Below are 24,090 nucleotides of genomic sequence, written 5' to 3'. Positions count from 1 at the left end.
TGTTCATATTAGATAATACAAATTGAACCATCATTTAAAAAAATAAAAATTGCAAATAGAAAAAATAAATAATATCACTTCAGAAAAATTTAAGAAAGCAGTTGAATTAGGAGATCGAAATTCAGCAACATTAGGTTTCTTGCCATATCAGGCTTTTGAAAAATACGCATCTGATAACCAGTTGATAGGCATTTTTGAAGAAGAAAGCGATGATTTAATGGGATACCTTCTTTTCCGAATTTCATTTAATCGTGTGACTATTGTACATTGTTGTATTAATGAAGTTCACAGAAAAAAAAATATTGCTCTTAAATTAATTGATTATTTAAAAAATAATACAAAACAGTTTGAAGGAATAAAATTAAGTTGTCGAAATGATTATGGAATTGATAAGGTATGGGAAAGTTTTAATTTCGTACCTGTAAAAGAAAAAAAAGGAAGAAGTAAATTAGGGTTGCCTTTAACCGTTTGGTGGTTCCCACATTATCAAAATAATTTACTATCTCAAATTTCAGATTTCGAAATTAGCAATAAAATTGTTGCTGTAATTGATATGAATGTGTTTCTGGATATCAAGGATAAAAGAGAAGATGAAAGTTTAGCATTAAACAGTGATTGGTTGTTAAGTGAGGCAATATTATTTGTTACAAGAGAAATAAACGTAGAAATAAATAGATCAAAAACACAAAAACAAAAAGAAAGTAGCAGACAACTTCTGGCACACTATAACGAGCTTCCGTTTAGGGATGAAGTTGAATATAAAAATATAATAGCTGACCTCAAATTAGTATTTCCGCTCAAAAGTCAAAATGATAAATCGGACTTAAATCATATTGCATATTCCATTGTTGGAGGAGCACATTTTTTTATAACTCGCGATCAAGAAATATTAAGTAAAGGAGATTATTTTAAAATTAAATACGATCTAAATATTTATAGACCGAGTGATTTTATTACTCATTTAGATGAGAATATTCAAGTAACAAAATATCAACCACAGCGATTAGTAGGGACTAATATCAATTCAAAAAGCGTTAATGCATCCAATATTAGTCACTTCACTAATGTTTTTTTAAAACCAACTGAAAAGAAACATCAGTTTGATAAAATAATTAGAAATTCCCTTTCACTACCAAATGACTTTGAATTAATAACAATTTCAAAAGATGATTTATTACTGGCATTTATAATCTTTGACAGAACTTCTAGTTCAGAACTTAAAATTCCAGTTTTTAGATTTCTAAAGAATGAATTAAAAATTACATTGTCAAAACATTTACTTTTCAAATCAATCCTAACATCTACAAAAGAAGATAGAATTTCAATCGAGATTACGGAACAGTGTTTAGATGATGATATTATTGACGTTATTAGAGAAGCTAGATTTGTTAATGTTGGAAATTCATGGCGGAAAATAAATCTCAAAGGAATAATTGAAGAAAAAAATATACTTACAGAAATATCCAAGAAAAATGATATCTCTTTTAATACAAAAGATACTCTGAATGAAATATTAAAAGAAACAGATTGTAATATAGATGATGATCAGTTTTTAATAAATTACAATATTGAACGACATCTATCTCCAATAAAAATCAAAGAATTAGAAATACCTACCTATATTGTTGCAATTCAACCACAGTGGGCAGAACAGTTATTTGATGATAAGTCAGACGAAAAATTAGCCTTGTTTGAACCTGAATATGAACTATTACTTAATAGAGAAAATGTATATTATCGTTCTGCTTTTCCGAAAATTTTAAAATCGCCTGCGAGAATTTTATGGTACATCAGCGAAAATAAAGCTACTAGAGGTAAAGGCAGAATAAATGCTTCGTCATATATTGATGAAATTTTTATTGATGAACCAAAAAAGTTATATAAACAATTTAAACAACTTGGCATTTATGAATGGAAGCATATTTCAGAAACAGCAAAAAATAATAATGAAGTAATGGCCTTCGTATTTTCTGATACTGAGATGTTTAAAAACTCAATATCGCTAAGTAAAATAAAAACACTAATTAAAAAATTAGAAAATAAAAACTTTATGGCTTTGTCGCCTGTAGAAATTAAAACTGAAACGTATCTTGCACTCTATAAATTAGGAATGGAATTAAAATAATGGAGAATAAAAATAATAGTTTGCTACTTATATCAATCAAACCCCAATACGCAAAAAAAATTTTTAAGGGTAAAAAAACTATTGAATTAAGAAAATCGGCTCCTTTAAGGGCTGGAATAGATAGCTATATGCTTATCTATGTTACCTCTCCTGTAAAAGAATTGTGGGGTGTTTGTAAAATTGCAGGTTTAATTAAAGATAAACCAGAAATCATTTGGGAAAAATTTGGTGAAAAGACAGGGATCAGTAAAGGAGAATTTGATAATTACTACGAAGAAACAAATAATGCTTTTTGTATTGAATTAAAAGAAGTTAAAAGCTTATTGGGACATACAATAAATTTAGAAAAGTTAAAAAAAATAATCCCTGGATTTAATCCACCGCAAACCTACCGATATATTGATAACGCTTTAATTAATCATAATGATTTGAAAGAATTATTCGTTTAATATATCTTTTTAATTTTTTTGATATTCTGAAAATAGGTAAACTAATCTGGAGTTATTAAGAGTAGTAAGTAAAGTAATAGTGTTAAACTATTTACGGATATATAATCCAACACAAAATTTTCTACTACTTCTTTTTTTGGTGAGAAGACGTCAAAAAGGATTTGATAATTTTTCATTTTCATATGCAAGGTAAATAATTTCGGTAAAGCCTTTTGTACTTAAATTTCCTTTTCAACTCTAAGTTTTATTCTTTTATTCATTTGGTTTGTTGTAAATTGAATTATCTAAATAACAGGAAACAAAAAAGAGACTAAAAGTCTCTTTCTGGAATTAATATATCTTTTACAAATGATTATTTCGAATTTTGTTTTTCCAAATATGAATAAGAATTATCCCAATTATTTATTGATTAATTTTTCAAGCCTTGCCATCATTTCATCTTTTTCTTTCAGCATGCGCTCGTACAATGCAATTTTTTCTTCATGAATTTTGATCAATTTTTCGATCGGATTAACATTAAATGTTGGACTATGACCTGTATTTAAGAAAGCGCCGTTATCAAATGTATTAGAAATGATATTTACTGCTTGCTCTTCATCAAAGTTTTCAAACGCCTCAACAGGAATTTTTAGTGCATTTGAGATTTGCCTAAGAATATTATCTTCAATTACATCTTTCTGTTCGAGCATAGAAATTTTCTTCTGATTCCAGTCTTCTCCCAGATCAAAAGCCAATGCCTCTTGCTTGATTCCAAGCATTTCTCTGAAGCGTTTTACGTTTCTTCCCTGATGTATTTTCTGTTCCATAGTGAGTATCAATTTTCTGAAGGCTCAAAGATAAAGCCATTTGGATTAAAAATTCTGAGTTTCAAAGATAAAAAAATATCCTGTAAAATATCCATTTTATCAGATATTATATCCGCTTTTCGAATAGATTATCCTTTTGAAAGAATGGAACTTCGCTGGTGAATATTAAATCTTTCCGCTATGAAAAAGAATAAAATATCCTTCGAAACAAGGTTTTGGGCGGGGTTTGTGGCACGAAATCCATTTGAGGCATTTGACGCTATTTTTGACTTTGCACATCTTGATTATTATAAAAAGAATTTAAGTGATGCGGTGCTTCACTGCTATAAGCGAAAAGTTTTCAAACAGGATGCACCCTGCAATGCTTTTGTCTTTTACACTGCTGTATGCTCTTTTCTCAAAGTCTGTTACTGCCTGAAGGCAAAAGACAAGAAATGGAAAGTAAAAGAGTCTTCCCGCTCTGAAACTGTATTTCATCTTTCTTCCCTGACCAAAGAAGAATTCGACAATCCTTTTTTGGTGCTTCAAAATGCATTTGAAGAGAGAACACTACAACAGTTCGAATTTTTCTTATGTGAAATCACAGAGCTTTCATTGTCTCCATATTATGTAGATCCTGACTCCGACCTTACGACACCTTATATTCATTTAATCAAAATGCTCGATGCAGGGGAACTAATGAGGGAAAGAGGTGTTGAGAGAATAAAGAAAACTGCTCAGACTGAACCTTCAGCGGAATAAAATATCCTTTATCTAATCTTCAAAAATACAGTATTATGAAAACTCTAGAAAAACTTTCATTTCCAAAACTCGAAAACGAGTATTTGGAAAACATTCTCAGACAATTAATCCATCAGTATAATGTTATTCAAATATTTTTTACCAGACAACAGTATTCGGAATTTAGTTGTCTTATTATCAATATTGAAAGCAATATAGACGCTCAGAAACTTCAGCAGAATAAGTGGGTAAGAAAAGTTAAAGAACACCTTCAGATTAATATAGCTTTTATCTTCTCCTCAAAACTTCGTCATCACTATTCTTTAGGTTCTCCTTTCCTTGCGTTTTACTGCCGTGAGTCTTCGGTTATCTACCAAAATAATGAGTTCGAAAATTCTATTTTTAGAACAGAGGAATGGCAAAAATTCAAAAAAAGGTTCAATGAGTATGAAAATAATTTTTACCACGATCATGATCTTCATGTGTGGCAGATTAAAAATCTCATTTCAGAAGGTTCTTCAAACAGCGTATTTACATCCTATGCAAGACTTATTGAATACGATCTTGATTATTTAGAAGAACTGTACATAGGAAGTAAATCTGTTTTGCAGAGCTTAGATGATAGGATCAATAATCTTATCCAATATATTCCTGATATTCAAAAATGTTTTATCAGAACCCCTTACAATAAATTTTATCTGACGGATTTATTTAGGAAAGCAAAAGAAGCTTCTGCGGATGATGATATAATTTATAAAGAAGAAATGTATGAAGCAGTTGGAATTGCCCAGAAAAGTCTCTATTTTCTTGTGGAAAAAAGGCTTGTCGAATTAAAGAAGCTTATAAAGAAAGGACTGCATGAAAGTAATGAGGCTGTATGTGAAATTGAAAAGGAGCCGAAGAATATAATTTTAGATACTGCAATAGAAACTATATTAGAAATGACAGAAGTTGAGGAAATCTATTTATATCATCAAATTACCTATGGCGAAAAAACGACTTATTATCTGATGCTTATAGCTGTCGGGACGGGTAATGAAAAATTAAAATTAATCACTCAATCTTTAAAAAGTAAAATAGGAGAAAAACATGATTTTGTTTTGTTAAGCCACAGTCGTTACTGGATACAGACTAATCTGTATCAGAATCAGAGTTTCTTTTCCAGCATTATTCAAAACGAATATCTGATATATTCATCGAGTAAATATCTTCCTTATTTTCACTGGGAGGTTCCTCACAATTCTTATCACGCTGATCTGCATTTTTATTATAAGCCTACCAAAAATATTGCCCTGCAATTTTTTGCAATAGCCAATGATGATAAAGAAAACTATCAAGGTTTAGAATACTTTTTTTCATTATTTATCATGTCATTTTGCAGGACGTACATTTTTGTAAAAACGTATTACCTACCTAATTATCTTTCTAATCAAACATTATGGCATTTATGTCTCTATGCAGATTCAGACATACGAAAGTATAATTATCTAATAGAGCAGTTCTGGACTGATTTCTTTCCTTATTTAGATAAGCATATGACCCTTCATCATAAGTTATCTAAGCTCAAAAAAGAAGAGGCTCTTCAGATGAATGTTATTGTTGAGAAACTGATGTATGAATTGCATAATTTGGTTATTGAAGACGGGTTATTGAGCTTTGAGCAAAATGAACCAGATTAGTAAACGACAATTTTGGAATAAAACTAATTTTTAATTCAAAATTTAAAATCCATGATATAAATAAGAAATAATTCAAAAATTGTTTTCATAAGACGGAAGAGCCTCACTATTATGCTTCTTTTTTCATCCGTTTACGGTTTTCCTCATTTTTCTTTAGATTGCTTTGTTATATATTTACATCTTATTGCTGAAAATTGTCTATTTAATGGCTGAAAAATAGTTTGAAGAAAAAATACATTTACTTTTAACAGAAGCAAAAGAAAGAATAGAAAGAAAAAAGTTGTTGAAAAACAGGAAAATATTACTAATGCTATTTATGTTTAGCTTCACACAGAGAGGGAATTGATAGAGTTGAAAGTGATAAAAATATTTTTTTTAATAAAATTTCTAAATGTTTGTTGGAATTTCCTGAATTAAGAAAAACACATCATAACAAATGAAAAGTAAAAAAACTGCATCTATATTAGCCTTATTATTTGGAGGAATTGGAATTCATAGATTTTATCTTGGACAAACTGCAAAAGGTGTTTTCTCTATAATTTTTTGTTGGACATATATTCCAATGATAATTGGAATTGTTGACTTTGTTATATTTCAATTTATGGGTCAAGGTTTTTTTGATTTTAAGTATAATCAAAAATCAAAAACACGTTGTTCGACTTGTCAAAATTCATTATCCAAAGAGACTATTTCATTTTGGGGTTTAGGAAATGAAAATCAAGTATGTAAAATATGTTTTCAAAAGATCAGGAAAAAAAGTAAGGAAACGGGTAAATATGAGTTTTCTGAATTAGAAACTCAAAAAATTATTTTTGGAGAAATAAAGGAAAAATCTTTGTTAGAATCTTCGAATTATTATAAAAATAATTCAATCATCGACATTACAGGGCAATCTCCGAAAATAAACTTAAATAACAGTATGATAAAATACAGTATTAATGTGCCTAAATGGAAACAACAATATATTTACTCGTATTCTGAAATAAACGGAGCAACTAGTGAGCAAAAGTTTTTTTATAGTACTTTCAAGGATAAGTTTCTAAAGGATATATTTATTGATTTAGAAGGTAATACAAATTACGCATTTATCTTATTATTTGACCTATTAAATGATTATGATAATCACAAAAACATCTCAAAACTTGAAAAACAATTTAAATATTTAGGACTGCATTATCCTAAAACAAAATCTTATTGTTCTTCTTTTCTAATGAAAAAAACATCAACAATAGATTTTGGATTAAATGCAGACGAACTCAAACCGCATCTAAATAAAACAAGTACTTCTGAAAGAATTAATCATATAAAATTAAAGAAAGAAAAGGAAATACAAAATAAATTAATTTTGAGTGTTATTGACAGTCTAAAAGAGAATAAAGTATCAACTGACTTGCAAACTAAGCTTAGCGACGATTCTATAATTGATGTTACAAATGAACATTACTTTATAAAAGAAGAAAATACTTTAGACCTGGTTAAGGTTCCTCATTGGGAGCATAAATATATTTATTATTTTTCTGAAATCGTTCGAGCTTCCAATGAACAAAAACATTTCTATTCCATTTTTAAAAACAACTTTTTAAATGGTAAGTATCTAGATTTAGAAGGTAACACAAATTATGCTTTTATCTTACTTTTCGACTTACTAAATGAATATGAAATTCATAAAGATATTTATAAGCTTGAAAATCTCACTAATACATTAGGACAATACTACCCTAAAACAAAACCCTATGCAATTTCCTTTTTAAAACAAAAATCAAAAAATGCCAATTATTCTTCAATTGAAAAAGAAAATATCTATTCATATGAAGAGTATTGGAAATTAGGAAACAATTACAAGGACAAGTTAAATCTGAACCAAGAAGAAGTAGAACTTCTTAACAAAATCTATAGTCCTAGTAATAATTTTTTTAACCTTGAATATTGTCGTCTTGAAATTCTGAAACTTTACATTTCATTAATTTCAGAGTTGAAAAATAAATATAATCAAGAAGGAACGACTATTGAAGCTCAATTCTTATCAGTTGCAAATGTAATTGCAAAAAGGCAGAATCTCAATCATAGTTATACTTATGGAATCAATTCAATAATTAATGAATTCTATTCGCACATTTTCAAATACTGTGAAAATACGGTTCGTGAAGTTTATGGTCATAAACGCAAACTAAGTGTTGACACATATTACACTGATAAAGAGGTAAAAGAAGATTTTGAAACAAAAATAATTTCTAAAGTTAGCGAATTACTTCCCCTGTTAATTTCAAAAGTTGCGTTACCAGATGAAGCTACCGAGATTGAGCTATATTCACAAAATACAAATCGTTGGAAAATTAAGTTTGAAGAATTAACAAGAGACTATAATGAAAATTCAAATGAATTTATTGATTCAATTTATTCTCTTGCATCACTAAATGAAAAGAATGCATCAATAGAAAACATATTTTTTGAAGCATCTAAATTCATATCGAAATATAATAAGGAATCGGCACTTACTTTTTATATTTATTATTTACACTGCGACTTGAAATCCGATACTTTCAACTACAAACAACTCACAAAAACCATTCAGAAAAGCTTATTTAACTCAAATGAACAATTACACGATTTTGAAAAAATAATTATTGAACTAATTAAAGATAAGGATTTAGATAAGGCTTTAGAAAGTGTTTCCAAGATATATAAAGTCAAACGTAAAAAAATACAATTAAATACAGCTTCAATAAAAGAAGTACAGCAACAACATTCTACAACTGTCGAACTCTTGAATGAGTATTTAAATGATGATTTTGAAGACGAAAACAATACCATAAAATCTCAAGAAATAAATAGCGAAGAAATCCAAATTAAGATAACTCAAAAAAACGAAGAGGTTCATCAATCCTCTTTTATAAGTGAATTAACTTTTACAGCAATACACACAACGGCATTAGAACTATTTGCGAAAAGCAATTTTTCAGTATCTCAAAGCGAATTTGAAGTATTTGCAAAATCAAAAGGAGTTTTCAAAAATCAATTAATAGAAAGCATTAACGATACTTGTTATGAGTTTTTGGATGATGTGCTGATTGACGATGAAGACGATTATTACACCATTAATACAAACTATTTTCAAAGAATTTCAACAAAATGATAGATAAAATTAAACCTAAAGAAGCCACATCAATTATCAATTCATTAATTGGGGGCGTAGTTCCAAAAATTGGTGTTCAACATATTGCCGTTGGGCGTTCCGAAGAAATAAATGCAGTAGTTACTGCATTAGAAGATGTGAAAAATGGTCATAGTATGGTAAAGTTTTGGATTGGAGACTTTGGCTCAGGCAAATCATTTATGCTTCATTTGCTTAATACTGTGGCTTTGAAACAGAAGTTTGTAGTTGCAAATGCCGATTTTACTCCCGATAACCGTTTATATTCTAATGATGGGAAAGGAGTTGCTCTCTACACTTCGATTATGGACAATGTGTCTATTCAGACCAAGCCTGAAGGGGGAGCATTGCCAACTTTGTTAGAAAAATGGATTGAGCAAGTTGTCACTAAAACAGCAGAAGACAATAAAATTTCATTGACTGAGATTCGTAAGGAAGAATATTTGAATCTGATTCAGACTAATATTCAAAAAACTATTAATGAATTAACCGATGTTGGTGGTTTTGACTTTGGATTGGTTGTAATGAAATATTATGAAGGATATATAAAAGACGATGAGCAATTAAGAAGAAATGCCTTGAAATGGTTGAAAGGTGAATATAGAACCAAAACCGAAGCAAGACAAGATTTAGGGATTAGAGAAATTATCAATGATTTAAATTATTATGATATGCTCAAAAATTTCTGTAAACTATTTGTAAGTATGGGGTATAGCGGTTTTATGATAAATCTTGATGAAGCTATTAATCTTTATAAGATTTCAAATTCTGCTATTAGAGAGAAAAATTACGAAAAAATACTTACTATCTACAATGATTGTTTTCAGGGAAAAGTAACCAATTTATTTTTCAATTTTGCTGGTACAAAAGAAGTTTTAGAAAACCAACGCAGAGGTTTTTTTAGCTATGATGCTTTAAAAACAAGATTGGTAACTAATAAATATGAAACAGCCGAAATAAGGGATTTTGCACAACCAGTTATTCGTTTACTTCCTCTTGACCACAATGAAATATTTGTATTGCTTAAAAATTTAAAAGCAATATTTGATTATAACTACAAAACGGATCTATTAATTAATGATGACGATATTCAACAGTTTATGGAAGAGTTATTTAACAAACCAGGAGCTTCTGAATTTTTAACACCAAGAGAAGTCATTCGAGATTTTTTAAATATTCTTAATATTATTCGTCAAAATCCAACTGTGGACAAAGTTAAATTATTTGGAGAACTTGAAATTTCAGATGAAAGACCTGCTGAATTTTCATTAGATAGCATAGAAGAACTATAATGTCATTTGATTTACTTTCAGAGCCAATTAGGAAATTCATTCGTGATAAAGGTTGGGAAGAATTGCGACCAATTCAGAATGCAGCTATTACAAGAATACTAGGGTCCGATGATAATTATATTTTAGCATCGAGAACAGCATCCGGAAAAACAGAAGCCGCTTTTTTACCAATACTTTCAAAAGTTGATTTCAACGAATCAGGTGTTCAAGTACTCTATATTTCTCCTTTAATTGCTTTAATAAATGACCAATTTTATCGCATTGAAGAACTTTGTAAAAATATTGATGTTACTGTCACAAAATGGCACGGCGAAGCTAGCAAAACATTTAAAGACAGATTAATCAAACAACCTAACGGAATAATTTTAATCACGCCCGAATCATTGGAAGCAATGTTTGTAAACAAACCTTACAATGTCAAACAGTTGTTTTCAAATTTAAAATATGTAGTAATAGATGAAATACATTCATTTATTGGTACAGATAGAGGAATTCAGTTGAAATCTATCTTATCAAGATTACAACAAGTAAATCATAAATCATTCAGTATTGTTGGATTATCAGCTACAATGAGTGAAGAAAATAAATTTTTAGAAGTAAAAGAATTTACTGGTAATGTTGAGAAGACAAAAATATTAATAGATAGGACAACAAAAGAAATAAATGCTTTATTCCGTTATTTTAAAAACGAAGGGAATGAATTGCCATTGGAGCTTTTAAAAGATTTATATATTGAAACTAAAGACAATAAAGTTTTAATTTTTCCAAACAGCAGAGGAAAAGCGGAAGAAGTTGCTGTGAAACTTAGAAAAATTTCAGACAGAGTAAAAGGTCATACAAATTACTTTTCACACCATTCGTCAGTCGATAGAGAAGTAAGGGAATATGTCGAATATTTTGCAAAGAATAACAATCGACAAAACTTTTGCATTTCCTGCACATCAACGTTAGAACTCGGTATTGACATTGGAACGGTAGATGCAGTTGTACAAATTGATGCAACACATAGTATAGCTTCCTTAATTCAAAGAGTTGGTAGAAGTGGACGGAAAGATGGAGAAATCAGTAATTTGTATTTATATGCTACAGATAAATGGAGTTTACTTCAATCTATTGGATGCTGGTTATTATACAAAGAGGGTTTTATTGAACCGCCTCAAAAAAATGAAAAGCCTTATGATATTTTAATTCATCAAGCTTTGTCTATAACAAAAGGACATTCAGGAATTAAACTAACGGATTTAATAAATCAGCTTATTGGAAATTCAGCTTTTAAACGCATTGAATTATTTGAAATAGAACAAATTCTTCAGCATTTAATAGAAGTTGATTTCCTTGAAAAATTACAACACGAAGTTATAATTGGTGTTGAAGGAGAGAAAATAGTAAACAGTCGTGATTTTTACAGCGTATTTAAGACTGAAGAAAATTTCAAAGTTGTAAATGCAGGTAATAAAATTGGGGAAGTGCCATTTTCTCCACAAATTATTGAGGATGAAAACATTTTACTTTCTGCTAAAATATGGAAAATAAAATTTGTTGACCATAAAGCAAAAAAGATAGAAGTGATTCCAACAAAAGATGGGAAAAAGCCAATGTTTTTTGGTAGTAGTGGCGTAATACATCAAAGAATTAGAGAAAAAATGGTTGACGTTCTTTATTCTAAAACGGATTACGATTTTCTCGACCAGTCAAGTTGTGATGAAATAGAAATCCTTCGAAAAGATTTTTCTGTTTTCAATATTAAGGATTTACATTCTGAACGACCTTTGCTATCATCAGAAAAAAACCTGCAACTTTTTACGTTCACAGGAACACGAATAAACAGAACAATTAAATTAGTTTTAGATATATCTGGGATAAAAAATATGCTTGACGATGCGAATAGTTCATTTTATATTCAAGTTTCTAAGCAAGAATTAATTTCTAAATGGAGTTCTGTATCTGCACCATTGGAAAATATTGATAGCCATATTTCTAAACTTTTGAAGTCAAATCCAGCTTTATTAGATTTTTCTAAATGGGGAGTTTATTTACCAGATGACTATCAAGTTAAACTTATAAAAGACAAGTACTTTGATATTGAACAAACTAAAGAATTTTTAGCAAAAATAAAATTGATTGAAAATAAATAAATTGTTGTTTTCTGACAGGCAAAAACACAATATTATTTACATCATACTGATTTTTTTTCTATATTATTTAATAACACTTTTATTATCCCGATTTCCACGAATTAAGAATAGTATTGTACAATAATAATTTTATTTAAAATCAACAGATATATAGATATATTTACCCATTAAAATAAAATGCCATTATCTCATTCAGCTTCACAAAAAATGCTTCTAGTCCAAATATTCCTAGCATCATTCTTTGTTTAGAGACTAGCGGTATCTTAGAATTAATTAAGTAAAAAAATTAGATTATGCTTAATTTTGCGCAATCAATATAGTAACAACATCTTATGGAACCCATCAAAGACATTTTAGAGCATTTAAATATCACAGACGAATGTACCACAATTGAAGCCAAAAAAGGTTCCGCAATTGATACTTCCATTATGGAAACCATTTGTGCATTTTCTAATGAACCAGGTTTAGGGGGTGGGTTAATTGTGCTTGGTGTTGTAAAAGATGAAACTTCGTTATTCCAAAACTATTTTATTGAAGGAATTACAAACCCGGATAAGTTACAATTAGATATTGCTTCACAAACGGCAACATTATTCAACCAACCGGTTAGACCGGATATAGAAATTGAAAAACTATCAAATGGTAAACTAATCCTGAAAATGTTTGTTAAAGAATTGCCAGATGGTCAAAAACCATTGTATTTCAAAAACAAAGGATTGCCACAAGGAGCATACAGGAGAATTGGTTCAAGCGACCAAAGATGTACCGAAGATGATTTGTTTATTTTCTACAACAAAGAAGACAGTTTAGACAGTACCATTGTAAACGACACCAGCATTGACGATGTTAGCGAAGAAGCCATTTCATTATACAAAAGCTTGCGTGCCAAAGTAAACGAATATGCAGAAGAATTAGATTACAGCGATTTTGATTTATTAAGATCTTTGGGTTGTATTAAAAAAGATAAAGACGAGTGGAAATTAACCTACACAGGATTATTAGTTTTCGGTAAACGTCAAGCATTACGAAGATTGTTGCCAATGGTTCGTCTAGATTACATCCGAGTTCCAGGTAACGAATGGGTGGAAGACCCTGAAAACAGATTTACTACCATAGATATGCGTGGTCCACTTATTGAGTTGGTTCAAAGGGCATTTAGTGCTATAGCAGACGATTTGCCAAAAGGATTTTTGTTAGGAGATGATAAATTACAAGCAGATGCAATTGGTTTACCTTCAAAAGTTTTGCGTGAAGCATTAGTAAATGCCTTTATTCACAGAACGTATAGAGAAAATCAACCTATTCAAATAATCCGATACGGAAACAGAATAGAAATCAAAAACCCAGGATTTTCTTTAAAACCGGAAGAGCAGTTGGGAGAACCAGGATCTAAAAATAGAAACCCATTTATAGCATCAATATTTCACGAAACGAACCTTGCGGAAACAAAAGGAAGCGGAATTAGAACGATGAGAAACTTGATGGAGAAATCCTCATTGGCACCGCCAACTTTCGAAAGTGACCACACAGCAAATTTATTTACGACAAGATTACTGTTGCATCATTTTCTTAACGAAAGCGATTTACAATGGTTGAATACGTTTAGTAAATTCGATTTAAATACAGAACAGAAAAAAGGGTTAATCTTTATTCGAGAAGCTGGAGCAATTGATAATTCTACATACCGACAACTTAATGCTTGTGATGTTTTAAAAGCGAGTAACGAACTAAGAGGTCTTAGAGATAAAGGACTTATAGAACAAAAAGGTAAAGGAAGAGCAACATATTATATATCTAGTGTTATTCTTAACACAGAACCTGATTTGCTTAACACAGAACCTAATTCCACTAATACAGAACCTCTGTCGCTTAATACAGAACCTCATTCCTTATTACAAGAGTTACCTTCTGTATTAAGAGAGCAACTAGAACAGTTAAAAGTAAGAGAGAATGACCCTAATAAAATAAAAGATGTAATTTATGAACTTTGTAAATACAGAAGTTATTCTGCAAAACAATTAGCGGCCTTATTAAATAGAAAAGAGAATACGGTTTTTCGTAGTTACCTAACTCCATTACGTGAAGAAGGTAAATTGAAATATACATTTCCAGATATGCCAAACCACCCAGACCAAGCATACAAATCCGTTTAAACCTAAATAGTTGTTTCGATGACAGAAGATGATCTTAATGGTTTCAAAGAATTAGCAGAAAGTATAGAGAAAATTACACAAGAAGCTTTCATAATATACGAAGTACAGGTTGATAGAATTTACCATAATACGGTCAAAGACGAAAAGGAAATTGAACGTGTAATAGAAATTTTATTAGATTACTGCTACGACGATAAAATGCTATTACTTTTTAAAAGATTATGCAGGTATTATTATGAAATCAATCCAATTGCAACCTTCGAATATGTAAATATCTACCGAGAAATGTGGGACGAAGGTGCTGCTGAAGAAATTCTAGAATAACAATAAAATAGCATTACTCCATTCACCTGTACAAAACCCTCGTTTAGTCCAGGAATTCTTTAAACCATCATTATTTTTGTTTTCTCAAGGTACAATTGTAGCCAACTCCATAAACCTACAAAATGGATTGGCTAGTTTTATTTGCTCTGGTGATTTACAATCTGGTTCAAATAATCTAGGATTCCCAACCATAATAAAAATAACTTTTGCTCTTGATACAGCTACATTGAATCTGTTTGGGCTATACAAAAAATCCATTCCGCGTGGGGCATCTTCTGGTGTTGAACTGGCTAAGCTGTAAATGATAACAGGAGCTTCTTGTCCCTGAAATTTATCAACTGTTCCTATTTCTACATTGGGCATTCTCTTTTGTAACTCAAATACATTACTATTATACGGTGTAATAATTTTTATATCAGTATGTTGTAAAAGGTGTTTGTTGTTTTTTTCATCAAACCAAAAGACATCACCTTTTGTAAGCTCTTGAATTATTTTTTCAATGGCGTCAATCTCTTCTATAGATAAATTTGTATTTCCTTCATGAATAACTGATTTATAAAATAACCCAGAGCCTTTATAAATAGTATTTCCTTCAACTTTTTGATTTTCAAGCCCATCTACAGAGTGTAATCTTGATTCATAAAACATATCAGAATCAAATGAACAAATGTCCGGATGCATTCTCCATGTTTCTTCCAGAAAGATTCCCTTTTCTTCAGGAATTGTTTTTTTACCTTCTAATAAATGCTCCAATGCAGACACTTCAGTTCCTTCGGGATGAACACCTTTAATAGGTTGCTTGAGTTGTTGATGATCGCCTAATAATATTATATTTTTTGCAGCATGTGATACTACTACAGTATCAATCAAAGCAAATTGACCGGCTTCATCAATAAAAAGAAAATCTACAGCGTTTTTCAATTTTTCATTGCACCACATAAAACTCGTACCTGCAATAATGTGATAGCTAGAAAGGTTAGAAGCTACTACATCAATAGTTTTAGCACTATCCCATGGATATTCATCTTCATTTGTTGTTGAACCTTTATATAGAATTTTTATATCAAATTTTTCATTTTCAGCAATTTGCTTTACTTTATGTAGTAGATTGATAATTACTTTATGGCTTAAGGCTGTTACACCTATTTTCTTTCCATTTTTAATAAGCTCATAAATCATATGACTTGCAGTATAACTTTTTCCGGCACCAGGGGGGCCTTGAATGGGTAAATAACTGCTATCTAATTTAGTTGCCCAATCAATACTTTTTTCTAATATATTTTTGTAATTATTTAATGGAATAGATACTCTTGGTGGTGTATTTAATAAAAGGTCACGTGTTGCTTTGTAGCTATTAATAGTATTTTCAAAACCATTAATTACTATCCATTCTGCAAATTGTAATAAAGTTTCAACCTTATCTTTAGTACTAAACTGCTCAAATTTAATTACTGTTTCTGGGTGAACATCTTTAATACTAGGTCCTTTTTTTAATTTTATGATATTTTTAATTTCATCAATTTCAATGATTTCGCCAGCACTACCACCATTTTCATTTTTTATTTGATTTCCAACTCTAAGTTCACATTCTTGATTTGGGAAAGTATAGGTGTCAGCTACACTTTTTTTAACAATTTCTCTTTCTCCTGTAAATTGTAAATAAGTAAGTGCTGTTTTCTCATCTAATAACTCATCAGGTTCTAATTCCTTAATTCTGAAATATTCCCACCAAAATGATTTTTCTTCTCTTCGATACCAATCTAGCATATTAGCTAATATATATTTAGCTTGCTCAATAGGAGTTCGTTCATCTGACATAAGAGGAACATCTTTCATTAGAGCAGTAAATAAAGGTTCAATTCGTTCCAAATGAGCATTAATATTTTCAGATATTTCTACGGAATTGTAAATAGGTCTTGGTATAATTTCAGAATTATTAATTAAATTTTCTCTTTCCTTTTCAAACCAATTATGAAGATTTTGAGTAGATAAACAATCATCTTGGTTATAAAGTTGAATAGAATCTTTCATTTCATCAGTAATAACATCAATCTTTTTTGATTCTAATAAAAATTCAAAATTTGATTTAAATTTTGAAAGTGTACGTAAATCCATTTCTCTTGTATAGCCATGATATTTCTCTAAATCTTTTAAAGAATATCGTTCAACTCCGGCTCTAATGGACTGCCTTAAAATACGATGTAAATCAACAAAGGATTGAGTGCGTAAAAGAATATCTATTTCATTTTCTTTAGTTGCATATTTCCCCATCATTCTTTTTAGTGCTATGGTTTCATAAGGAGCAAAATGATAAATATGTAGTGTTGGATATTCTTTTCTTTTTTCAAATACGAAATCAATAAATTCCTCTAGGGCGACTTTTTCTTGTTCCATATTCATTACCCATATTTTATAGTATTTATTTTGAAATACCCATCCAAATAAATATTCCAATCCTGATGGTTCAACCAAAGGATCTCCTTCAAAATCTAAGTAAATATCACCTTCAGTAGGTTCAGGTAAATTGTAAAAACCCGTATTTTCAACTCTTTCTAAAAGTTCATATATTGGTTTTTTTGTAGTCCTCGTTTCGTTTTGAATTCGTGCCTGCTCCCGTAGTTTAATAAAAGTTTCTTTAGAACCTTTGCTTGGTTTAAAAGGCAGTGGTAATGGTAGTTTTGACATGGCATCTAATGTTTCAACCCCGTGTAATTTGACTTCCTTAATTTGAGAAGTCCCCATACCTGCAATAAAACTTAAATGGTCATCTTTCCTTCTTATACTATTACAATGTTCCCACCAATTACAAATATCACAATGCGCACAAGGTTCAGGATAAGTGGAAGTAGGAGTCAAAATGGCTGTATCTAATCTCTTTTTTATCAATCGTAAATAGGAAATATAATCATTAACGCGATAATTTATCTCATTCTCAGGTGTTCTGACATGCATATATTCCGGTAGGACACCTTGAATTTCTTCTAAAATTTCAGAATAAAGAGCAATTTGCAAAATTGTACCTGCTCTTGTATGTGTCGATAACTTCGTATCTATAACTTCGTAAGACCAATCACCTAATTTACTTGGAATTAAAACCTTTACTAAAAAATCTGCCCATCCTTGCCATTTATCATTACATAATCTAGCTTGATAAATATAATCAATACCTTGTAGCATAGCATTAATTGTTTTTTGCTGTGCATCTGTTTCATTGGTATCAATTTTTATTATTGAATGACCTTGTGCTTCAATAGATGATAAAAATGCATTTTCAAATTCGACACCTCGTTCTCTTAATAGATCTAAAACCCTATTGTTATTAATAGATTTTTCTAACAAACCATCTACAACATCTTTGTTAAGTTTTGTTGAATGTTTACAATGAATATGATTTGATAAATCAGAAGCAGAAAAAATGAATTGGTTTTTAGATTTTCTCATCGAAAGGTTTTCTTTTTTAGTTTTTAATGTCGTTTTAGAAGATTAAGTTGTGCTTTTTTTGAGGGGAAATCAAATATATGAATTTAAAATCAATTAAAACATTGTACAATATTTCGTACTCAAGTATTTGTCCTTTCCAATTCTCTAAAAAAAATCATCATCACACTTTTTCAAACAAAAACACTTTTTTTTGTGTCTTATAGCAGTAATTTTTTTTACAAAAGTTTTTTAAAAAAAAAGGAAATTATAGCCAATAAAGAAAAAATACGCATCTCTAAACAAACTAGTTCAAAAAGAACATTTCCGTTAAAAAGAATACGGGCAATCAAGCGGTCTCTCTTCGGTCGCTTCCTTTGTTCCGCTCGGCTGTTCCAGTCGGTCGTCGGCAGAAAAAGCCTCCTTCCTCAGTTCCACAGGCACTTCACAGCACAAAAAAAAGAGCAGCTTAGAAAAAAAAGCAGCTCTTTTTTTTGCGCCGTTTCATTCCTTGTCTTCACACGGTCGCTTCCTGCGTTTGTCGGGGCTACTACATCCACAATACCGCTTCATTCCGTTTCGCTCCGCAAGCTACGCTCCACTGCATTCCAGCAGTATTGTGTCTGTCGCCCCTTATTTTTTCGGCGGTTGCTCCTTCGCACAGCCATCGGGGTTTGCTCCGTTATCACTTTGCATTTGAATAAGGAACGCCCCGCAGAAAAAGCGGGACTGATTTTTTAGTCACCCCGCCGTTTCACGCTCATACCCGCTCCTTTTCGCTCCGTGCCTGCGCTGTACTCCCGCGTCTATGGTGGCAGTTCGATTGCCGCAACCCCGCCACTGCGCTCCTCGAATAATAATAATTTCCGCTATCGCTACAATCATTATTTTCTGTGGTGCTTGGGGGTGTTTGATTGCCATTCTCATAAGAACTTTTCCAACTTCCTCAGAAGCATACTGCTATAATATAAAAAAAATAAAAAAAAGAAAGCAAAGCTAAGTTCCGGTTTCAAAAAGTAAAGTTCAGGCCCTCCGGGTTTTTGATAAAATCTCCACCCATTCGGGTTGTATTTTATCAAAAAAACTTGACTTATTTTGAAACCTCCTCTAATGCGAGGACTTTCTTTTTTTTCTTTTTTTCTTTGTGAAAATTATAAAGGAAAAAACCATGGATTGATAATCCTTCTGATTATAAAAAAGTAAGTTTATCAGAAACTATAATTACATTCGTAAAAGATGAAGTTTTTGTATTATAAGGTTCCAATAATTTTAGATTAAGTTCTCAAAGGCGAAATCTAAATCTGTAGTGTTGAAATCTTCTAAATAAGTTTCAGTTGTTTTAATAGATTGATGTCCTAAGGCTTGCTTAATCATGACGGTATTGATACCTTTTTTTAAAGATATTGTTGCGAAGGTGTGTCTAGCAGTATAAAAAGTCACTTTGTTTTTAATACCACATTGGAGTGCAATAATGTTGAGAAGTTTCCCATAATAATTTAAAACACTTTTTTTTCTATCTCTCAATTCTTCTTTTGTGTATAGCTTTTCATCTTTGTCTAAAATTGGGAAAATATAATCGGTATCAAATGGTCGATAAATTTTAAAGTAGTTTAGAATAGTTTTCGTATAATTATTATTTGGAATTTTTACATTTAATTTTACTTGCGTTTTATTTCTAATATACGAAAAACTGCTTAAATCAACATCTTCCCATTTTAACTCAGCTACATCTGTGAAATTCATGCCTCGGCAGTAAAAACTAAATAGATAAGCATACAATGCTTTCGCACCCTCTTTGTTTTCAGATATGTCATAGTCCAGTAATAGTTGTAAATCTTGTTTACTTAAAGCCTTCTTTACTTTACTGGATTTCAATTTTGAAATTATATAATCTTTAAAAGGATAAAATTCACTAGAAACAATTTTAGATTTTATTGCTGAGTTATATATTGCTCTAATATTGCGCATATATACGCCAATACCACCATCGTTACAGTCATGAGCTCGTAAATGAGATTCAAAAGCTATTAGAAAATCGTAATTAATTTTTGTAAAATCGTAAGTTATAATTGTTGATCTAAATCTCATAAGAGCAGAAATGGTGTCACGATAGGAACAGCTTGAACTTATTTTTCCAGATTCTTTTAATTGAAGTTTTCTCTCCTCAAAATAAGCGATAAAGCTTAGTTTTTTAACTTCTTCAGGTCTAAATAAAGAGTCAAATGATTCAAGAGAATAGTTATTACCTTCCTCGATCATTATATTTAATATTTTAGAAGCATCTTGTTTTATCGAATTTAATATTCGATTACATTGTAAATAATTTGGGAATTTAGATGTAAATTCATTTGCTTTGTTGTTCCAAAATTTTGGTAATACATTGTAAGGGGTTTTGTAGAATTTCGATTTTCTGTTTATCGTTATTCTTAAATTAATTGGAAAAGTACCATCATTAAGCATTGTTTTTTTTAGGATGATTTTTACACTAGCTTTCATTTTTAATATTTTTAAAAGTTCAACATACGTACAACAAATGCATACATATTGTGAAGCAGGATGAAACAAAAATATTTTTTAAAAATGATAAATAGCTATAATACAGTAGCTTTGAAGCTAAATGCAATTAAATACAAACATTAATAGTCTATCTCATAATCAGGTGGTCCCTGGTTCGAGCCCAGGTGGGACCACATAAAAAAGCCTTTCAAAATTTTTGAAAGGCTTTTTTTATAACAATATAAAAAGCAAATTTCATGTAAAAAAATCATACTTTTGTCACGAATACTGTTGTTTTTGTTAAAACGATATGGTTTTTTTTGTAAAAGAATAAATATGGTGGAAAAATATTCGTGTTAGATAATTATCTCTTATTTTTCTGATTTATGAAAGTTATTAAATTTTTTTTTCTTACTATAATCGTATTTACGCTTGGCATTTTTGATGTTTTGGGTCAGGGTCCTCCTGCGCCAGCGCCGCCTCCGCCTCCGCCAGGGTTGCCTATTGATGAAGATATTTTTATAGGAATTATAATTGCGTTACTATTTGGGATTTATGTCATTTATAGCTTTAGATTAAAAACAAAAACTCCAACTTAAGTTGGAGTTTTTGTTTTTATAAGGTGTCTCGTTATTTTCTATTTGTTGGCGTATAGTCTAGCCACGTATTTGCCTATTACGTCAAACTCAAGATTAATTTTTGTGCCTACTTTAAAGGAATTAAAATTGGTATGTTCATGGGTATATGGGATAATTGCTACGCTAAACTGATTTTTATTTGAGTTTACTACAGTCAAACTTACTCCGTTTACTGTAATTGAACCTTTTTCAATGGTAATGTTGTTTAGTGTTTCATCATATTCAAAAGTATAAAGCCAACTTCCATTAGTTTCTTCGGCTACGATGCAAGTTCCTATTTGGTCAACATGGCCTTGAACTATATGGCCGTCGAGTCTGTCGCCTAACTTCATTGCTCTTTCAAGATTTACGCTGTCTCCTTCTTGCCAGGAACCTAAATTTGTTTTTTTTATAGTCTCGTCAATGGCAGTTACGGTATAGGAAGTGTCATTTAAGGCAACTACCGTTAAACAGATTCCATTGTGAGCTACGCTTTGGTCTATTTGTAATTCGCTGGTGATTGAAGAATTCATTGTGATATGAATGTTGTCTTTCTCTTTTTTTATTTCTTGGATTACACCAAGGGTTTCTATGATTCCTGTAAACATTTCTTATTTTATTTTACTAAATTTGCACTTCAAAATTAGCAATAAATAACGTGAGGTCATGATGAAAAAAGCAGAAAATATAATCGTAGGAATTTCTATAGGAGATTTGAACGGTATTGGAAGCGAAGTGGTACTGAAAACATTTGAAGATTCACGCATGCTGGAACTTTGTACGCCGGTTATTTTTGCCAATGTTAAAATAATGTCTTTTGTAAAAAAGAGTTTTGAATCTACTTCAACGCTTCATGGGATTGATAGATTAGATCAAATTGTTCTGGGAAAGATCAATGTTTTGAATCTTTGGAAAGAGGGGGTTGATTTGAATCCGGGTATAAATGATGAAAAAGTAGGAGAGTATGCTATAAAGTCATTTGTTGCTGCGACCAAAGCTTTAAAAGAAGGTTTGATTGATGTGTTGGTAACAGCTCCAATTAATAAATATAATATTCAATCAGAAACGTTTAAATTCCCTGGTCACACTGATTATCTAAATCAAGAGTTAGAAGGGAATGCATTAATGTTGATGGTTCAGGATAATTTAAGAGTTGGTTTGTTGACGGATCATATCCCTTTAAATGAAGTTGCATCACATTTAACAGAAGAGTTGATTAAGCAAAAAATAGAAACCGTAAAGCAATCGTTAATTCAAGATTTTAGCATTAACAAGCCGAAAATTGCTGTTTTAGGATTGAATCCACATTGTGGTGATGGCGGAGTGATAGGTACAGAAGATGATTTGATAATAAAGCCAGCATTGAAAAAAATATTTGATAAAGGAACACTGGTTTTTGGTCCTTTTGCAGCGGATGGATTTTTTGGTAGTAATCAATATGAGAAATATGATGCTGTTATTGCAACTTATCATGATCAAGGATTGATTCCTTTCAAAACATTATCGTTTGGAAAAGGAGTGAATTATACGGCAGGTTTAAATAAAATTAGAACCTCGCCAGATCATGGTACCGCTTATGATATTGCTGGAAAAGGCGTGGCTGATTATAACTCATTTAAGGAAGCGGTTTATCTTGCTATCGATATCTTTCATTCTAGAAATCAGTACAAGGAAATCAGTCAAAAACCTTTGAAAACAAAAGAAAAACAGTTGTGAACAAAAAAAGGTGAATAACATTATTAGATTTGTAATAATTTTATATCTTTGCACTCCCGAAGTTTAGGGTAAATTGTTGTTGAAATGAACAAGACAAAAGAATATTTAATTCCTTTCGTAGGATTAAAGCTAGGGAAACATCAATTTGAATATCAAATAAGTAATGCGTTCTTTGAAATCTTTGATTATAATGAATTTGAAAATTCAGACATCAAAGTAAATGTAGTTTTAGAGAAGAAAAGTACAATGCTGGAATTAAGTTTAAAGCATAAAGGAACCGTAAATGTTCCTTGTGATCTTACCAGTGAAGATTTTGATTTGCCTGTTAAGGGTAAAATGAAATTGATTGTTCGTTTTGGAGAAATGTTTAATAATGACAATGAAGAATTGTTGATTTTGCCACACGGAGAGTTTGAAGTAGATATTGCACAATATATCTATGAAATGGTAGTATTGTCCGTGCCTCTAAGACGAGTTCATCCAGGAATAAAAGATGGAAGTTTAAATACTGAAGCCTTAAAAAAACTGAAAGAACTGACAATAAAAGAACAAAAAAAAGAGCATAAACAAGAACAAAAAGAAGAAAATATTGACCCGCGTTGGGACAAATTAAAGCAACTATTAACGGATAAATAATATAGTAAAATGGCGCATCCTAAGAGAAAAATCTCCAAAACAAGAAGAGATAAAAGAAGAACACATTACAAAGCTACTGTAGCACAAATCGCTACTTGCCCAATCACTGGGGAAGCGCATTTATACCACAGAGCCTACTGGCATGAAGGGAAAATGTATTACAGAGGGCAAGTTGTTATAGATAAATCTGTAGCTGTTGCTTAATACATTTTTGTAAATGATATTCGAACTCTCACATCGTGAGAGTTTTTTTGTTGTTTATAATTTTCATTAAATAAGAAGTTCTAAATCAATACGTTTTGGTATTTTTTTTGTAATTTTCAAGTCTTTTAAGAATTTTTCAAATGGTAGCATTTGATAAGAAATAATCGAAT

17 protein-coding genes are annotated in these 24,090 nt (G+C 30.6%); 13 read left to right on the top strand and 4 right to left on the bottom strand.

The genetic code is table 11. The features are described 5' to 3' along the window. Nucleotides 1–49: 49 nt before the first annotated feature. A complete protein-coding gene (locus ACM55K_RS00915; RefSeq protein ID WP_416848350.1) occupies nucleotides 50–2,125 on the top strand; it encodes a PIN domain-containing protein in 2,076 nt (691 codons plus the stop codon). Continuing rightward, nucleotides 2,125–2,574 (top strand): ASCH domain-containing protein, encoded by a 450-nt coding sequence (locus tag ACM55K_RS00910; RefSeq protein ID WP_416848349.1) that lies wholly within the window; start codon nucleotides 2,125–2,127, stop codon nucleotides 2,572–2,574. The genes ACM55K_RS00915 and ACM55K_RS00910 overlap by 1 nt, the downstream gene beginning before the upstream one ends. Nucleotides 2,575–2,972: 398 nt before the next feature. Here ACM55K_RS00910 and ACM55K_RS00905 read toward each other — a convergent pair whose 3' ends face one another. After that, entirely contained in the window at nucleotides 2,973–3,380 is a 408-nt protein-coding gene (locus ACM55K_RS00905; RefSeq protein ID WP_416848348.1) for a helix-turn-helix domain-containing protein, read from the bottom strand. Nucleotides 3,381–3,560: 180 nt separating this feature from the next. Between ACM55K_RS00905 and ACM55K_RS00900 the strand changes: the two genes are divergently transcribed. From ACM55K_RS00900 to ACM55K_RS00870, 7 genes are all read left to right on the top strand, one after another. Then, nucleotides 3,561–4,121 (top strand): hypothetical protein, encoded by a 561-nt coding sequence (locus ACM55K_RS00900; protein WP_416848347.1) that lies wholly within the window; start codon nucleotides 3,561–3,563, stop codon nucleotides 4,119–4,121. A 35-nt stretch (nucleotides 4,122–4,156) separates the two neighbouring features. Next, nucleotides 4,157–5,779 carry a hypothetical protein gene (locus tag ACM55K_RS00895; RefSeq protein ID WP_416848346.1) on the top strand — a complete coding sequence of 541 codons (1,623 nt, stop codon included), beginning with the start codon at nucleotides 4,157–4,159 and terminating at the stop codon, nucleotides 5,777–5,779. A 436-nt stretch (nucleotides 5,780–6,215) separates the two neighbouring features. Continuing rightward, entirely contained in the window at nucleotides 6,216–8,912 is a 2,697-nt protein-coding gene (locus tag ACM55K_RS00890; protein ID WP_416848345.1) for a tellurite resistance TerB C-terminal domain-containing protein, read from the top strand. Beyond that, complete coding sequence (locus tag ACM55K_RS00885; RefSeq protein ID WP_416848344.1) at nucleotides 8,909–10,222, top strand: ATP-binding protein; 1,314 nt, start codon at nucleotides 8,909–8,911, stop codon at nucleotides 10,220–10,222. The genes ACM55K_RS00890 and ACM55K_RS00885 overlap by 4 nt, the downstream gene beginning before the upstream one ends. Continuing rightward, complete coding sequence (locus tag ACM55K_RS00880; RefSeq protein WP_416848343.1) at nucleotides 10,222–12,357, top strand: DEAD/DEAH box helicase; 2,136 nt, start codon at nucleotides 10,222–10,224, stop codon at nucleotides 12,355–12,357. The genes ACM55K_RS00885 and ACM55K_RS00880 overlap by 1 nt, the downstream gene beginning before the upstream one ends. 332 nt (nucleotides 12,358–12,689) lie before the next feature. Beyond that, nucleotides 12,690–14,510 carry an ATP-binding protein gene (locus tag ACM55K_RS00875; RefSeq protein ID WP_416848342.1) on the top strand — a complete coding sequence of 607 codons (1,821 nt, stop codon included), beginning with the start codon at nucleotides 12,690–12,692 and terminating at the stop codon, nucleotides 14,508–14,510. Nucleotides 14,511–14,528: 18 nt separating this feature from the next. Next, nucleotides 14,529–14,834: a hypothetical protein gene (locus tag ACM55K_RS00870; RefSeq protein WP_416848341.1), complete on the top strand. Its 306-nt coding sequence runs from the start codon at nucleotides 14,529–14,531 to the stop codon at nucleotides 14,832–14,834. Nucleotides 14,835–14,918: 84 nt separating this feature from the next. Here ACM55K_RS00870 and ACM55K_RS00865 read toward each other — a convergent pair whose 3' ends face one another. Together ACM55K_RS00865 and ACM55K_RS00860 are read right to left on the bottom strand one after the other, a co-directional pair. Further along, nucleotides 14,919–18,275, bottom strand: coding sequence for a TM0106 family RecB-like putative nuclease (locus ACM55K_RS00865; RefSeq protein ID WP_416848340.1), 3,357 nt, complete (start codon nucleotides 18,273–18,275; stop codon nucleotides 14,919–14,921). 1,245 nt (nucleotides 18,276–19,520) lie between these two features. Then, a complete protein-coding gene (locus ACM55K_RS00860) occupies nucleotides 19,521–20,747 on the bottom strand; it encodes a phage integrase SAM-like domain-containing protein (RefSeq protein ID WP_416848339.1) in 1,227 nt (408 codons plus the stop codon). 386 nt (nucleotides 20,748–21,133) lie between these two features. On the opposite strand from ACM55K_RS00860, the gene ACM55K_RS00855 reads away from it, so the two are divergent. Next, nucleotides 21,134–21,346 carry a hypothetical protein gene (locus ACM55K_RS00855; RefSeq protein WP_416848338.1) on the top strand — a complete coding sequence of 71 codons (213 nt, stop codon included), beginning with the start codon at nucleotides 21,134–21,136 and terminating at the stop codon, nucleotides 21,344–21,346. A gap of 38 nt (nucleotides 21,347–21,384) precedes the next feature. Here the strand turns inward: ACM55K_RS00855 and ACM55K_RS00850 are convergent, their stop codons facing one another. Beyond that, a complete protein-coding gene (locus ACM55K_RS00850; RefSeq protein WP_416848337.1) occupies nucleotides 21,385–21,972 on the bottom strand; it encodes a riboflavin synthase in 588 nt (195 codons plus the stop codon). Between the two features lie 58 nt (nucleotides 21,973–22,030). Here ACM55K_RS00850 and pdxA point away from each other — a divergent pair, with 58 nt between their 5' ends. From pdxA to rpmF, 3 genes are all read left to right on the top strand, one after another. Beyond that, complete coding sequence (gene pdxA / locus ACM55K_RS00845) at nucleotides 22,031–23,080, top strand: 4-hydroxythreonine-4-phosphate dehydrogenase PdxA (RefSeq protein ID WP_416848336.1); 1,050 nt, start codon at nucleotides 22,031–22,033, stop codon at nucleotides 23,078–23,080. 84 nt (nucleotides 23,081–23,164) lie between these two features. Beyond that, nucleotides 23,165–23,716 carry a YceD family protein gene (locus ACM55K_RS00840; RefSeq protein WP_416848335.1) on the top strand — a complete coding sequence of 184 codons (552 nt, stop codon included), beginning with the start codon at nucleotides 23,165–23,167 and terminating at the stop codon, nucleotides 23,714–23,716. A 9-nt stretch (nucleotides 23,717–23,725) separates the two neighbouring features. Further along, the gene (rpmF, locus tag ACM55K_RS00835) at nucleotides 23,726–23,920 is read left to right on the top strand and encodes a 50S ribosomal protein L32 (RefSeq protein ID WP_007137315.1); all 195 of its coding nucleotides are present in this window, start codon (nucleotides 23,726–23,728) and stop codon (nucleotides 23,918–23,920) included. Nucleotides 23,921–24,090 lie beyond the last annotated feature (170 nt).

The organism is Flavobacterium arabinosi (assembly GCF_048158725.1).
Taxonomy (GTDB): Bacteria; Bacteroidota; Bacteroidia; order Flavobacteriales; family Flavobacteriaceae; genus Flavobacterium; species Flavobacterium arabinosi.
Note: the sequence above shows the minus strand (reverse complement) of the source record. Positions and strands in the feature narration are given on the sequence as shown.